The 14,523-nt window shown below is 67.7% G+C and carries 14 protein-coding genes and 1 pseudogene; 7 read left to right on the top strand and 8 right to left on the bottom strand.

Annotated elements, in window-relative coordinates; all coding sequences use genetic code 11:
* Positions 1-257: 257 nt before the first annotated feature.
* The 5 genes and pseudogenes from aroE to Q358_RS0115770 form a co-directional block, all read right to left on the bottom strand.
* Positions 258-1,079, bottom strand: a complete 822-nt coding sequence (gene aroE, locus Q358_RS18840; protein WP_169735526.1) for a shikimate dehydrogenase — start codon at positions 1,077-1,079, stop codon at positions 258-260.
* A 24-nt stretch (positions 1,080-1,103) separates the two neighbouring features.
* Positions 1,104-2,012: pseudogene (hemF, locus tag Q358_RS18755) on the bottom strand (oxygen-dependent coproporphyrinogen oxidase); the annotation flags it as partial.
* Between the two features lie 32 nt (positions 2,013-2,044).
* A complete protein-coding gene (gene tsaC, locus Q358_RS0115780; protein WP_027962851.1) occupies positions 2,045-2,602 on the bottom strand; it encodes an L-threonylcarbamoyladenylate synthase type 1 TsaC in 558 nt (185 codons plus the stop codon).
* A gap of 44 nt (positions 2,603-2,646) precedes the next feature.
* On the bottom strand, positions 2,647-3,750 hold the full coding sequence (gene dprA, locus Q358_RS0115775; RefSeq protein ID WP_043488628.1) for a DNA-processing protein DprA: 1,104 nt from the start codon (positions 3,748-3,750) through the stop codon (positions 2,647-2,649).
* A gap of 8 nt (positions 3,751-3,758) precedes the next feature.
* Positions 3,759-4,619 carry a hypothetical protein gene (locus tag Q358_RS0115770; RefSeq protein WP_027962849.1) on the bottom strand — a complete coding sequence of 287 codons (861 nt, stop codon included), beginning with the start codon at positions 4,617-4,619 and terminating at the stop codon, positions 3,759-3,761.
* 164 nt (positions 4,620-4,783) lie between these two features.
* Between Q358_RS0115770 and def the strand changes: the two genes are divergently transcribed.
* The 7 genes from def (at position 4,784) to Q358_RS0115735 (ending at position 12,366) form a co-directional block, all read left to right on the top strand.
* Entirely contained in the window at positions 4,784-5,296 is a 513-nt protein-coding gene (gene def / locus Q358_RS0115765) for a peptide deformylase (protein WP_027962848.1), read from the top strand.
* A 110-nt stretch (positions 5,297-5,406) separates the two neighbouring features.
* On the top strand, positions 5,407-6,396 hold the full coding sequence (fmt, locus tag Q358_RS0115760; protein ID WP_027962847.1) for a methionyl-tRNA formyltransferase: 990 nt from the start codon (positions 5,407-5,409) through the stop codon (positions 6,394-6,396).
* Positions 6,393-7,754, top strand: a complete 1,362-nt coding sequence (gene rsmB / locus Q358_RS0115755; protein WP_027962846.1) for a 16S rRNA (cytosine(967)-C(5))-methyltransferase RsmB — start codon at positions 6,393-6,395, stop codon at positions 7,752-7,754. The genes fmt and rsmB overlap by 4 nt, the downstream gene beginning before the upstream one ends.
* Positions 7,755-7,814: 60 nt before the next feature.
* Positions 7,815-8,021 (top strand): dodecin, encoded by a 207-nt coding sequence (locus tag Q358_RS0115750; protein ID WP_027962845.1) that lies wholly within the window; start codon positions 7,815-7,817, stop codon positions 8,019-8,021.
* Between the two features lie 105 nt (positions 8,022-8,126).
* Complete coding sequence (gene trkA, locus Q358_RS0115745) at positions 8,127-9,500, top strand: Trk system potassium transporter TrkA (protein ID WP_027962844.1); 1,374 nt, start codon at positions 8,127-8,129, stop codon at positions 9,498-9,500.
* A gap of 28 nt (positions 9,501-9,528) precedes the next feature.
* A complete protein-coding gene (locus Q358_RS0115740) occupies positions 9,529-10,977 on the top strand; it encodes a TrkH family potassium uptake protein (protein WP_027962843.1) in 1,449 nt (482 codons plus the stop codon).
* A 156-nt stretch (positions 10,978-11,133) separates the two neighbouring features.
* A complete protein-coding gene (locus Q358_RS0115735) occupies positions 11,134-12,366 on the top strand; it encodes a TraB/GumN family protein (protein ID WP_027962842.1) in 1,233 nt (410 codons plus the stop codon).
* Here the strand turns inward: Q358_RS0115735 and Q358_RS0115730 are convergent, their stop codons facing one another.
* From Q358_RS0115730 to Q358_RS17815, 3 genes are all read right to left on the bottom strand, one after another.
* The gene (locus Q358_RS0115730) at positions 12,367-13,167 is read right to left on the bottom strand and encodes a tRNA-uridine aminocarboxypropyltransferase (RefSeq protein ID WP_051530467.1); all 801 of its coding nucleotides are present in this window, start codon (positions 13,165-13,167) and stop codon (positions 12,367-12,369) included.
* A 53-nt stretch (positions 13,168-13,220) separates the two neighbouring features.
* Positions 13,221-13,958 (bottom strand): SIR2 family NAD-dependent protein deacylase, encoded by a 738-nt coding sequence (locus Q358_RS0115725; RefSeq protein WP_027962840.1) that lies wholly within the window; start codon positions 13,956-13,958, stop codon positions 13,221-13,223.
* 74 nt (positions 13,959-14,032) lie between these two features.
* On the bottom strand, positions 14,033-14,452 hold the full coding sequence (locus Q358_RS17815) for a SpoIIAA family protein (RefSeq protein ID WP_051530464.1): 420 nt from the start codon (positions 14,450-14,452) through the stop codon (positions 14,033-14,035).
* Between the last annotated feature and the right edge of the window lie 71 nt (positions 14,453-14,523).

Here is a 14,523-nt window from a genome sequence, read left to right as displayed (position 1 = left end):
TCCATGGTCTTTCCCTTGAGCACGCGGGAAAGGCGTCGGCTTATCAGAGCAACACCCGCCGCTCACGGCGAGGCCTCTCACTGTGGCGGCTCGGCTGTGAAGCGATTCTGGCCCGCCATCCAGCGGGCCGAATGGACCGACTCTTCCGGTTGATGCGACAAGAGGCGAAATTGGGCGTTACCGTATGATTCGTGGGGAGGCTTCAGGGTCAGACCCCACACCTCTGGGGTCTGACCCCGAGGGGGCCAAGGGGTCCGCTAACCTTGTGATAGCGCCTGGCGGAGCCGCTCCAGCACCGGGGCGGTATCGGGGCGCACACCACGCCATTGGAAGAAGGCCTCCGCCGCCTGCTCCACCAGCATGCCGAGGCCATCCAGGGTGCGGGCGCCGCGCTCGCCTGCCCAGCGCAGAAACACCGTGGGCTCGGCGCCGTACATCATGTCATGGGCGGTGGCGCCGGGGGCGAAGAGGGCCTCGGGCAGCGGCGGAAGATCCCCCGCCAGGCTCGCGCTGGTGCCGTTGATGACCAGGTCGAATGGGCCCTTTACCGCGTCGAAGCCGCCACCGGTGATCTCGCCCAGATCGCGAAAGTCGGCGGCCAGGGCATCGGCCTTGGCGGCGGTACGGTTGGCCACCAGAAGGCTGGCCGGCCGGCCGGCCAGCAGCGGCTCCAGCACGCCACGCACCGCGCCGCCGGCGCCGAGCACCAGGATGCGCGCCCCGGCAAGCGCCACGCCATGACGTTCGAGGTCGCGCACCAGGCCGATGCCATCGGTGGTATCGCCGTATGTCCGGCCGTCCTCCCCGAGAATCAGGGTATTGACCGCCCCGGCACGCCGGGCACGCTCGCTGAGCGTATCGCAGAGGCGAAAGGCCTCTTCCTTGAACGGCACGGTGACATTGGCACCGCGCCCGCCTTCCTCGATGAAGCGCTGCCAGGCGCCGGAAAAGTCGTCGCGCGGCGCCTCGATGGCGGTGTATTCAATGGCATCGGAGGCCTGCTCGGCAAAGGCAGCATGAATGAAGGGCGACCTCGAGTGGGCGACCGGATGGCCGAAGACACAGTAGCGCCCGGTCATGCTTCGTTCTCCTTCGGCGTCGCCTTCCAGCCAGTCTCTGGGGCGCAGGTAGTCGCGATAGAGCCTCTCCTCGGCGCTGCCGGGCTCGGGATGCCAGTCGTACTCCCAGCTCGCCAGGGGCGGCATCGACATCAGGATCGACTCGGTACGCCCGCCACTCTGCAGCCCGAACAGGGTCCCGCGGTCCCAGACCAGATTGAATTCCACGTAGCGTCCGCGGCGATAGAGCTGGAAGTCTCGTTCGCGCTTGCTCCAGGGAGTCTCGACCCGGCGCTTCACGATGGGCAGATAGGCCTCGAGGAAGGCGTCGCCCACGGCGCGCTGAAAGGCGAAGCTGCGCTCGAAGCCCCAGTCATTGAGGTCATCGAAGAAGAGCCCGCCCACGCCACGAGTCTCGTCGCGATGCTTCAGATAGAAATAGTCATCGCACCACGCCTTGAAGCGAGGGTAGACCGCCTCGCCGAAGGGGGCGCAGGCGTCCCGGGCCACTCGATGCCAGTGCACCACATCCTCGAGCACCGGGTAGAAAGGCGTCAGATCGAAGCCCCCGCCGAACCACCATACCGGCGCCTCGCCGGGCTTCTCGGCGATCAGGAAGCGGACGTTGCCGTGGCTGGTCGGCACATGGGGATTCTCGGGGTGAAGCACCCAGGAGACCCCCACCGCATGGAAGCTACGCCCGGCCAGTTCGGGGCGCGCCGCCGTTGCCGAGGGCGGCAGGCGCTCGCCGTAGACGTGGGAGAAGTTGACCCCGCCTTTCTCGAAGACACGCCCCTTCTCGATCACCCGGGACCGTCCGCCGCCGCCCCCCGGGCGTTGCCAGGCGTCCTCGTGAAACACGCCATCGCCGTCGGCGGCGGCCAGGCCGCGACACAGGCGATCTTGCAGGTCGAGCAGGTAGGTCTTTACGTCATCGAGTCGCGGGTGGGCCAAGGGAGCCTCCAGGCAGGGTGAAAGGGAAGGGATCAGGAGCGCAGTATCCGGCCACTGGCCAGGTCGCGAATGGTGCTGGGGCGTTCGAGGCCGCCCAGCTCCCCCTCGACGAGGGCATCAAGGCGGCTACCGAAGGTAGCACGCACCTCGTCGGCGCTCATCGCCGGCGCCTCGCTGGCCACGTTGGCCGAGGTGGAAACGATGGGCCCCCCGAAGGCTTCGCAGAGCGCCGCCACCAGGGGATGCGCGCTGACGCGCAGGGCGACGCGGTCATGCGCGCCATGCACCAGGGCGTGACTGCGCCCGTTGTGCGGCACCAGCCAGGTGTTGGGCCCCGGCCAGCTGGCCGCCAGCGACGCATGCTGTACGGCGGGGAGCCCCTCCAGCCACTCGACGAACTGTTCGATGCTCGCCGCCACCAGGATGACCCCCTTGGCGGGATCACGCCGCTTGAGGCGCAGCAGCGTCGCCAGGGCGTCATCGTTGTCGGGGTCGCAGCCCAGGCCCCAGACGGCCTCGGTAGGATAGCCCACCACCCCGCCCTCGCGCAGGGCGGCGGCGGCGCGCTGGATCTGACGGGCCTGGCTCATGGGCTCTCCTCGCTCGGCCGGAACGCGAATGGCGGGAAATTCTATCACGGCGTCGAGAGTCGCACCCAGCCGCCGGCCACCCGCGCGGCCTGCCCCTCCAGCTCAAGCATCAGCAGGCGCCGCTGGCATTCGGCGATGTCCAGTCCGGTCAGCCCCACCAGCACATCGGCCGGCGTCGGGCTGCCACTCAGCCAGCGCAATAGCGGGTCGCCATCCCCGTCATCGGCCTCGATACGCGACGCCACGGGCATCGTCGGGGCCTGCCACTGGGTCAGCTCGGAGAGGATGTCATCGACCTCGCGCACCAGCACCGCCCCCTGGCGGATCAGCCGCAGACAGCCTCGGACCTGGGGGTTATGCAGCGAACCGGGCAGGGCGAACACCTCGCGGCCCTGCTCCCCGGCCAACCGGGCGCTGACCAGCGAGCCGCTCTGCTCGGCGGCCTCTACTACCAGCACGCCCCAGGAGAGCCCGGTGACGATGCGATTGCGGCGGGGGAAGAAGCCGGCACGGGCCGGGGTGCCGGGCGGATGCTCCGAGAGCAGCAACCCGCCCGGCTGCTCCCGCAGCCGCTCATGCAGGCGGTGGTGGCGCGGCGGATAGACGACGTCGATGCCGCAGCCGAGTACCGCCACGCTGACGCCCCCGGCGTCCAGGGCGGCCTGCTGGGCGGCGGCATCGATCCCCAGCGCCATGCCGCTGACCACGCACCAGCCCCGGGTGGCCAGCTCCCGGGCAAAGGCGCCGGCATTGGTCAGTCCCTCACGGGTCGCGCGTCGTGACCCCACCATGGCCAGCCTGGGAGGCGCCAGGCTGGCGATATCACCCCAGCCCCATAGCAGCGGTGGTGGGTCGGCGATCTCGGACAGCAGGTCGGGCCAGGCGGGGTGCCCCGCATGGAGCAGGTGATGGTCGGCGGAGGCCGCGGCCCAGGCCAGGGCGGCATCCACGCTGGCGGCGAGTGGGCTGCGGGCGGGGTGGTCGAGCCACAGCCGCAGCGCCGTGGCGGCTTCTCTCGGCAACACGGCCAACCAGCCATCGGGCCAGGCCGGCCGCCGAGCAATCAGCTCGGCCAACCGGCTCGCCCCGAGCCCGGGCAGGCTCGTCAGGGCCAACCACTCCCGAACTCCCAAGGCCGGCGACGACATGTCAGGCCTCAGCGCCGGGCGGCGCCGAGCGCGCGCCGTGGATTGCGGATACGATCTCCCACCGACAGGGAGCGGCTGGCCTCCATCACCAGGCCATAGCTCATCTTCCGATAGGGTTTGACAACCATTATCAGACCGGCGTCTTCGTCCGGCAGGCGCAGTGGCTCACCGGTGCGCGGGTCCTTGACCCGCTCGCCACGCTGCTCGACCATCAGCACATGGCCTGCCTCCAGGCCGTCACGACGGCCGCGATCCAATGCCACTGCCTGGAGCCGACCGATAAACTGCATGCCTCCGGGCACCGCCAGGATAGTACCCTCGATCTCTCGCTCGGGAGCGCGCGGGACAAACTCCGTGACCAGCCCCGTATTTTCCAGTGGCAGCACAATATCGCCACTGCGCACCTCCTGGCTCGAAGAGATTACTTCCAGCACCGTCATCTCGCCCCTCCGACTCTCGCGGCGCGCCTGGCCGACGCTCTTCAGCTCGAGGCCAAGCGGCTCGCCACTGGTCGGATCGAGGAAGCGCTCACCCTCACGATAGAAGCCTACGCGCCCGTTCCCTGGCACATTACCCCGGGCATAGAGGCGATCCCCCATGCTGCTCATCAGCCGACGATCATCGCCCCCTACCACGTAGGCCAGACCCTCGAGGGCCTCAGGATCGTCGACGACTCGGTGCACGCGCAGGAAATGCCGTATATTCTCAAGAGGGATCGGCGCGACCGCCTCACGATGCGGGATGGTGCGCATCTCCGGCGAAGGCTTGATCACCCCCCGGGACTGGGCGTCCGTGGCCAGAACCATGGCCAGCGCCAGCACCAGGCCCGAGCCGAAGCGTCGCCCCCTGCCGCCACTTCGCTGCCTCATCCCCGCCCTCCCGCGCGTCATCGCGCCGATGCCATGGAACGCCGCCGGCATGTTATAGTCTGATGTTATCGACGTGTTGCGACGCAGGCCCTAGCGCTGTCGTGCGCATCACACCTAGAATAGTGTCATTGTGTAAATGACAGCATAACGGTGAATCCAACGCCATGGCCAAATTACCTATCCTCGAATTTCCCGACGAGCGCCTGCGTACCAAGGCGGTGCCGGTGGAAACGGTCGACGACGAGGTGCGCCAGCTGGTCGACGATATGCTGGAGACCATGTACGACGCTCGGGGCATCGGCCTGGCCGCTACCCAGGTGGACGTACATCGTCGCGTGATCGTCATGGACGTCAGCGACGAGCGCAGCAGCCCCCTGGTGCTGATCAACCCCGAGTTCACGCCGATCGGCGACGAACGCGAGCCGCTGCAGGAAGGCTGTCTGTCGATCCCCGAGTACTATGCCGACGTGCCCCGGGCCCTGCGCGTCCACCTCAAGGCCCTGGACCGCGACGGCCAACCCTACGAGCTGGAGGCCGACGGCCTGCTGGCCCACTGCATCCAGCACGAGCACGATCACCTCGAGGGTATCCTGTTCGTCGACTACCTCTCATCGCTCAAGCGTGACCGGGTACTCAAGAAGATGCAGAAGCGCCACAAGATGCTTCAGGACGCCTGAACCCGCGCCTACGACTCCCCCGAAGGCCGACGCCGCAAGCGTCGGCCTTCGTCGTTCAGGGCAAGCTCCGTTATCATGGGGAGATATCCACTTCCGGCCAGGCAGCCTCAATGTCCCGACCCCTCAATATTCTCTTCGCCGGCACCCCCGACTTCGCCGCCGAAAGCCTTGCGGCGCTGCTGGCCAGCGACCACCGCATCGTCGCCGTCTATACCCAGCCCGATCGCCCCGCCGGGCGCGGCCGCAAGCTGACGCCGAGCCCCGTCAAGCAGCGCGCCCTCGAGCATGGGCTGCCGGTTTACCAGCCCGAGAGCCTCAAGCCCGTCGAGAACCAGGCCGAGCTGGCGGCCCTCGACGTCGATATCATGGTAGTGGTGGCCTATGGCCTGATTCTGCCGCAGGCGGTGCTCGATATACCGCGACTCGGCTGTCTCAACATCCACGCCTCGCTGCTGCCCCGCTGGCGGGGTGCCGCGCCCATCCAGCGCGCCATCGAGGCCGGCGATACCGAAAGCGGCGTTACCATCATGCAGATGGATGCCGGGCTGGATACCGGCGACATGCTGCTGACCCGGCCCGCGCCCATTACCTCCGCCACCACCGGCGGCGATCTCCACGACCGGTTGGCGGCGCTCGGCGGCGAGGCGATCGTCGAGGCACTGGATGCCCTGGCGACGGGCAGCCTGACCGCCACCCCTCAGCCCGAGGCCGGCGTGACCTACGCCGCCAAGCTCTCCAAGGCCGAGGCCGAACTGGACTTTGGCCAGCCGGCGACGGCGCTCGCCGCCCGGGTCCTCGCCTTCAACCCCTGGCCGGTGGCCTGGTGTGCCTTCGACGCCGACCGCCTGCGCCTGCTGCTGGCCGAGGCGAGTGATCTCGCCGATAACGAGCCTCCCGCCGCGCCCGGCACCCTGCTCGCACCTGATGACGACGCGCTGCGCATCGCCTGTGGCCCCGCCGGCGACCAGGTGCTACGAGTGACCCGCGCCCAGCTACCCGGCGGCAAGGCGCTGCCTGTCAAGGACCTGCTGCGCGCCCGAGCCGACCGCTTCCCCCCCGGCCTGCGCCTGGGCCACCACCACGAGGAGTCCTCGTCATGAGCCAGCCGTCCTCAACCGGCAAATCCCGCCGCTCCCCCCCCCGCGGGCTGGAGAACGATGGCGGCCTGGCGGTGCGCGCCGCCGCCGCCCGCGCCCTGGTGCCGGTTATCACCGGCAAGGGTTCCCTCGCCGGCCTCGATGAGCACCAGGTCGTGGCCCGCGACCGGGCCCTGTTCAAGGCGCTGTGCTATGGCGTATGCCGCACCCTGCCACGCCTCGAGGCACTGACCGGCAGGCTGCTGAACAAGTCCTTCAAGGCCCGTGACGCCGATATCCAGGCGCTGTTGCTGCTGGGCATCTACCAGCTGCTCTACCTGCGAGTCCCCGCTCACGCCGCCGTGAGCGAGACCGCCGGCGCCGCTCGCCTCATGGGCAAGGAGTGGGCCACCCGGGTCCTCAACGGCTGCCTGCGTCGCCTGCAGCGTGAGTCCGACGCCCTCCAGGCGGAAGTGGACCACGACCCGGCGGTGGCGCTACTGCATCCCCAATGGCTGCTCGACTCACTGCGCCGGGCCTGGCCGGACGACTGGCAGGCCGTGGCCGAGGCCAACAACGCCCCCGGCCCCATGACGCTGCGGGTCAATCGCCGCCACGGCGACCGCGAGGCCTACCTCGAGCGCCTGACCGCGGCGGGCCTCGAGGGGCGCCTGTGCACCCACGCCCCGGATGGCATCACCCTGGAGACGCCCTGCGATGTCTTCGAGCTACCCGGCTTCGAGGACGGCCACGTCAGTGTTCAGGACGAGGCCGCTCAGCTCGCTACGGTGCTGCTGGGCCCGGCCCTGGCCCCTCGCCCCGGCACCCGGGTGCTGGACGCCTGCTGTGCCCCGGGCGGCAAGACCAGCAACCTGCTGGAGGTCTTCGATGTCGACATGCACGCCGTGGACAGCGACGCCGAGCGTCTGGCTCGGGTCGAGGACGCCCTTCAGCGCCTCGGCCTGAAGGCGCGCCTGGCCCACGGTGACGCCACCGCCCGGGACTGGTGGGACGCCACATCCTTCGAGGCGATCCTGCTCGACGCCCCCTGTTCGGGAAGCGGCGTGATTCGCCGCCACCCGGATATCAAGCGCCTGCGTCGGGCCTCGGATATCGAGTCGCTGGCCGCGCTGCAGGCACGCCTGCTCGACAACCTCTGGGCGCTGCTGACCCCCGGCGGGACCCTGCTCTATGCCACCTGCTCGGTACTGCCCGAGGAGAACAGCGAGCAGATTGCCGCCTTCCTGGAGCGCACCCCGGATGCCGAAGCGACCACACCCGGTGACGTGGCCTGGGGCCGGCCCGCCGGCGCCGGGCGCCAGCTGCTGCCGGAGCCCGACAGCCACGACGGCTTCTTCTATGCCAGACTGAGGAAGAAGTAGGGCCGGACTCGGGAGAGTCCCGGTTTGAATAGCCAACCATCAACTACCGCTGGAGGCATCATGAGCAACCATGTCTACAAGCATGTCGAGCTGACCGGCTCTTCCGAGGAAGGCATCCAGCATGCCATCGAGAGCGCCATCGCCAAGGCCGGCAAGAGCCTGCACGATATGCGCTGGTTCGAGGTCCTCGATACCCGCGGCCATATCGAGCATGGCCGGGTGCTGCATTGGCAGGTCACCATCAAGGTCGGCTTCACCCTGGACTGATGGCCCGCCACCCTATCCTTCCCGTGGCGGCTGGTTTAGGCTAGCCGTCACGTGCTGCGGCGCACCAACCGGTGTTGCCCCTCGACCCAGCGGAACCCCCACGCGATGAAGATCATCATTCTCGGCGCCGGCCAGGTCGGCGGCACCCTGGCCGAACACCTGGCCCGCGAGGAGAACGACATCACCGTCGTCGACACCGACGGCAACAAGTTGCGCGAGCTCCACACCCGGCTCGACATTCGCACCGTGACCGGCCCCGGCTCCTACCCCATGGTGCTGCGCCAGGCCGGCTGCGAGGACGCCGACATGCTGATCGCGGTGACCAGCCAGGACGAGGTCAACATGATCGCCTGCCAGGTCGCCCACACCCTCTTTCGCACGCCGACCAAGATCGCCAGGGTGCGGGCGACCGCCTACCTGACTCGCCGCGGGCTGTTTGCCCACGAGGCGGTACCCATCGATGTGCTGATCAGCCCCGAACAGGTGGTAACCGACCATATCCGCCGCCTGATCGAGTATCCCGGCGCCCTGCAGGTGCTGGAATTCGCCGGTGGCCTGGTACAGCTGGTGGCGGTGAAGGCCATCTACGGCGGCCCCCTGGTGGGCCAGGACCTGGCCTTCCTGCGCCGTCATATGCCCAGCGTCGACACCCGGGTCGCGGCGATCTACCGCCGCAACCGCCCCATCATCCCCCGCGGCGATACCGTGATCGAGGCCGACGACGAGGTCTTCTTCATCGCCGCCCGACGTGATATTCGCGCGGTCATGAGTGAGCTGCGCCGCCTCGACCGCGACTTCCGTCGCGTCATGATCGCCGGCGGCGGCAATATCGGCGAGCGGCTCGCCGAACACCTCGAACACAGCCACCAGGTGAAGATCATCGAGCACGGCCTGGAGCGCTGCACGGTGCTCTCCGAGCGCCTCGACCGCACCGTCGTCCTCCACGGCAGCGCCACCAGCAAGCGCCTTCTCGAGGAAGAGAATATCGAGGAGTGCGATATCTTCTGCGCCCTGACCAATGACGACGAGGTCAATATCATGTCGTCGATGCTGGCCAAGCGCATGGGCGCCAAGAAGGTGCTGACGCTGATCAACAACGCCGCCTACGTCGACCTGGTGCAGGGGGGCGAGATCGATATCGCCATCTCGCCCCAGCAGGCCACCATCGGCAGCCTGCTGACCCATGTGCGGCGCGGTGATATCGTCAACGTCCACTCGCTGCGCCGCGGTGCCGCCGAGGCCATCGAGGCCATCGCCCACGGCGATACCCAGTCATCCCGGGTGGTGGGACGCACCATCGGCGAGATCGACCTGCCACTGGGCTCCACCATCGGTGCCATCGTGCGCGGCAAGCAGGTGATGATCGCCCACGATGACGTGATGGTGGAGTCCGGCGACCATGTCATCCTGTTCGTGATCGACAAGCGCCGCATCCGTGATGTCGAGCGACTGTTCCAGGTCGGACTGACCTTCTTCTAAGAGCCTGCGACGCAAGGAGGGCCGTCCGATGAGCCTGCGCATGACGCTGCGTATCCTGGGGCTGCTGCTGATGCTCTTCAGCCTGACCATGATGCCGCCGATCCTGATCTCACTGCTGTTCTCCGACGGCCAGTGGGGTGCCTTCGCCGTGGCCATCGGCATCACCGTAGCGACCGGCGCAGTGATGTTTCTGCCCAATCGCCGTGCCCGCAAGGAGCTGCGTACCCGCGATGGCTTCTTGATCGCGGCACTATTCTGGAGCGTGCTCGCGCTGTTCGGCTCCCTGCCCCTGATGCTCACCGGCGAATCGGCACTCACACTGACCGATGCGGTGTTCGAGTCCTTCTCGGGGCTGACCACCACCGGCGCCACCGTGATCACCGGCATCGACCACTTGCCCGAGTCGATCCTCTATTATCGCCAGCAGCTGCAGTGGCTGGGCGGCATGGGGATCGTGGTGCTGGCGGTGGCGATCCTGCCGACCCTGGGGGTCGGGGGCATGGCCCTCTATCGCACCGAGATCCCCGGCCCGCTCAAGGATTCCAAGCTGACCCCGCGCATCACCGAGACCGCCAAGGCGCTGTGGTACATCTATGCCTCGCTGACCATCGCCTGCATGCTCGCCTACATGGCCGCCGGCATGAACTGGTTCGACGCCCTGGGCCACAGCTTTTCCACCATTGCCATTGGCGGCTTCTCTACCCACGATGCCAGCATCGGCTACTTCGACAGCGCCGCCATCGAGATGATCTGCGTGTTCTTCCTGATCGTTTCGGCGGTCAGCTTCAGCCTGCACTTCATCGCCTGGCGCGAGCGCAGTGTGCTGCACTACTTCGAGGATCCCGAGGCACGCTTCCTGCTGCTGTTTCTGGCGGGCCTGACCACCATCGCCGCCGTCTCGCTATGGCTCACCGGCACCTACGAAACTCAGCTGGGATTGCGCCATGCGCTGTTTCAGGTGGTCTCGGTGGCCACCACCACGGGCTTTGCCGTCACCGACTTCTCGCTGTGGCCCGGTGCGCTGCCCTTCCTGCTGTTCATGGCCGCCTTCGTGGGCGGCTGCTCGGGCTCCACCGGCGGCGGCATGAAGGTGATTCGCATCATCCTGATCCTCAAGCAGGGCATGCGCGAGGTAATGCGCCTGATCCACCCCAGCGCGGTGATCACGGTAAAGATCGGCAGGGTGAGCGTGCCGGATGGCATCGCCCAGGCGGTATGGGGCTTCTTCTCTGCCTACGTGATGCTGTTTCTGCTGATGCTGGTGGGCGTGATGGCCACCGGGGTGGACCAGGTCACCGCCTGGTCCACGGTGGGCTCGGCGCTCAACAACCTGGGCCCGGCACTGGGCGAGGCCTCTGCCAACTACGGTGACCTGCCCAACCTGGCCAAGTGGATCCTGGTCATGGCCATGCTGCTGGGACGCCTGGAGATCTTTACCGTGCTGGTACTGTTCACCCCGGCCTTCTGGCGGCGCTAGCCGCGCCGAGACCCAGAATCTGGAGCCTGGAACCTGGAGCTCAGGGCCACGACGCAGAAGGATGGCATAGAGTTTCGGGCCAGGGCGCAGGAGGTTTGGCCTGCCAGGGGCGTTCGTGGATAATTGACCCCCCTCACTTCTTCGAATCGAGCCCCCATGACCGAGACTCAGGCCCCGACCCGCCCGGACGACGCCACCAGCGGCCCGCAGAGGATCCTGCAAGTCGGCGAGACCCGCTACACCCTGCTCGGCACCGCCCACGTCTCCGCCGAGAGCGCCGAGGACGTGCGCCGGCTGATCCGCTCGGGCGACTTCGATGCCGTGGCCATTGAGCTGTGCGACTCCCGCCACCACAGCCTTACCAACCCCGATGCGCTGGCCGAGCAGGATCTGTTCCAGGTCTTCCGCCAGGGCAAGGCCGGCGTGGTGGCGGCCAGCCTTGCACTGGGCGCCTTCCAGCAGCGCCTGGCCGACCAGTCCGGTATCGAGCCCGGCGCCGAGATGCGTGCCGCCCTGGAGGAGTCCCGGCGGGCGGAGCTGCCGCTGCTGCTGATCGACCGCGACGTGGGCATCACCCTCAGGCGGATCTATCACAACGTCCCCTGGTGGCAACGCTTCTCGCTGTTCTCGGGGCTATTGGGTAGCGTGTTGTCGCGCCATGAGGTCTCCGCCGAGGAGGTCGAGCGCCTCAAGGAAGGCGATGTGCTGGAGTCCACCTTCAACGAATTCGCCGCCGAGTCCGAGAATCTCTATACCCCGCTGATCAGCGAGCGTGACCGCTACATGGTGCTGCGCCTGGCCGAGGAAGCCACGCCGGGGCGCTATCGCCATGTACTGGTGGTGGTCGGCGCGGGCCACATGAAGGGGATGGCCGACCACTTCGCGGACGAGCTGCCACCGCAGCCGACGCAGGAGCGCCAGCGGCTCGAGGCCACGCCGCCCCCGTCGAAGATCTGGAAGGCGCTGCCCTGGTTGATCACCATCCTGGTGCTTACCGGCTTCGCCATCGGCTTCTCGCGCAATACCGGCCTGGGCTGGCAGCTGGTGGCGGAGTGGTTCCTGATCAACGGCGTGCTCTCGGCGGGGGCCACCCTGGCGGCCCTCGCCCATCCGCTCACGGTCATTGCCACCTTCTTCGCCGCGCCCCTCACCTCGCTCAATCCCACCATCGGCGCCGGCTTCGTGGCGGCGGGCGTGGAGCTCTACCTGCGCAAGCCCAAGGTGCGTGACTTCTCCACACTGCGCCACGATGTGACCCACCTCAAGGGGTGGTGGCACAACCGGGTCTCGCGCACCCTGCTGGTGTTTCTGACCGCTACTCTGGGGTCCGCCGCCGGCACCTGGATCGCCGGCTTCCGCATCGCCGGAACCCTGTTCGGCACCGCCTGATCACTCCCCCTTGCGCGCCAGCAGGCGCCGCATCGCCGCCGTCGGCGTCTCGATCTTCTCGAAACGGCGACTGGCGGCATAGCTATCATTGAAGGCGTCGAAATAGTCGTCCAGTGCCAGAGCGGCATCTTCGTCGCCGCCCTGGCGCAGCAGTTCGGCGGCCACCTCGGCGGTACACAGATGGGAGGCGGAGGCCGGCTTGCGCAGCCGATAGCGCGTCAGGCGATCGGTACGCAACGGCAGCACCGGCAGGGCATTCAGATAGGGGCTCTTGCGGAAGATACGCCGCGCCTGGCGCCAGGTGCCATCGAGCAGCAGATACACCGGAATGCGACCCGCCGACCGGGTGTCGGTGACGGCGTCGATGCCTACCACGCGCTCGGCATAATCGGGCTGGTCATCGGGAAAGACCACGAAGGGCGCGAAACGCGGGTCTTCCAGCAGCGCCAGCAGGCGCTTATCCGGCGCGGTGCGATACCAGGTAAAGACCTCGGTATCGGGCAATACATCGCGGATCAGCCGTCCGGTGTTGGTCGGCTTGAAGTGCTCCATGGAGTGGGTCAGCAACCACACCCGGGCCACGCTCTCGGCGCCGGCCGCATAGGGGCAGAGGCAGTTGAGCATGGGCAGGTTGCACCCGGGGCAGCGCTCGACAAAGCTGCCACGGGCCTTGAATTCGCGGCGCGTGCGGCCTGTTCCTGGCCCATCACCGGGGGCATCGAAAGGCCCATCATCGAGGGCATCGGCAGAGTCAGCATCAAGAGCCTTCGACACGGGAGCGTGGAGAGCATCATCCTGCATGGTGGCTGTCCGGGGGTAAAAGCGGGCGCGTAGTCTAGCACGCTCCGGGCGTATCACTCCTCCAGAAGCGCCTCGGGCACCCAGAGCCTCCCCTCACGCCTCCAGTGGTGCACCAGCGCCGGTACCCCCTTGCCGGCGGGTTGGCTGAGCCGCCCCACCCCCGGGGGTGCCAGCGCCCCGGCCTCGGGGTCGACCAGCACGCACTCGGCCGAGGGAGGGGCATGCTGAAGCAGCGAAGCGGCCGGCATCACCTCGAGCGAAGTGCCCACTACCAGTACCAGGTCGGCGTCGGCCACGATCTCGCAGGCATCGAGAAAGTGGGGAACCTCCTCGCCGAACCAGACCACATCGGGCCTGAGTTGGCTGCCCTTGTCACAGACGTCGCCCAGCCCGATGCCACCCCGGGCCAGCGGATAATGCATGCGACGATCCACCGTGGAGCGTGCCTTGAGGATCTCGCCGTGCAGATGCAGGACATGACGGGAGCCGGCTCTCTCGTGCAGGTCGTCGATATTCTGGGTAATGATGCTGACCCGAAAGCCCTGCTGCTCCAGCGCCGCCAGAGCTCGATGGGCGGCGTTGGGACGCGCCCGGCGCACCTGCTCCCGACGCGCATTGTAGAAGGCCAGCACCCGGGCCGGGTCGCGCCGCCAGCCACCCGGGGTCGCCACTTCCTCGACGGGATGATTGGCCCACAGACCGTCCGTGGCACGGAACGTCTGGATCCCGCTCTCGGCACTGATCCCCGCCCCCGTGAGCACCACCAGGTGCGGGGCACGCTGCTCTGTCATTCACCACCTCTCGCCACTGACTGTATCGAAACTACCATCTTCAGGCAGTCATCGACCAGCGGCCGCGAGGCGGCTCAGGCACCATGATAGCCATCCTCTTCGGGGCTATCGTGGGCGCCCGTGGGAAGTTCGGCGGCCCAGGCCATGGCGGCGGCGTGATCGTGCCTGGCAAAGGTGTGGATCTCCACCGAGCGAAAGAGGCGTTCTTCCAGATGGGCGACGTGCTTGAGCCAGGCCTGGTCGGTGACCACCGCCGCACGATGGTAACGCTCGAGATCGCCGAGCTGGGTCAGGCCATAGCCGACATCCTTGAGCAGCGCACCGAGGGTCATCCAGCGCAGGTCGTCGATGATGACGACCAGGCTGACCAGGGGCTGGTCTTGCTTGGTGGCCTCGATGGCGTCGATGACATGCTGCAGCTCACTTGCCGTTACCACCCCGCCCATCTTCATCGCCACGACATGCTCTGCCGAGTGGGTAATCAGATCCAGCATGAGATTCTCCTTGGGTTGCCGCAGAGAGCTGCCCCGGACCCTCGCCAGGGGGTTCATGCCCTCAGCATAGC

The sequence above is a fragment of the Halomonas halodenitrificans DSM 735 genome, assembly GCF_000620045.1.
Lineage (GTDB): Bacteria > Pseudomonadota > Gammaproteobacteria > Pseudomonadales > Halomonadaceae > Halomonas > Halomonas halodenitrificans.
This window is presented reverse-complemented; position numbering and strand designations above follow the sequence as displayed.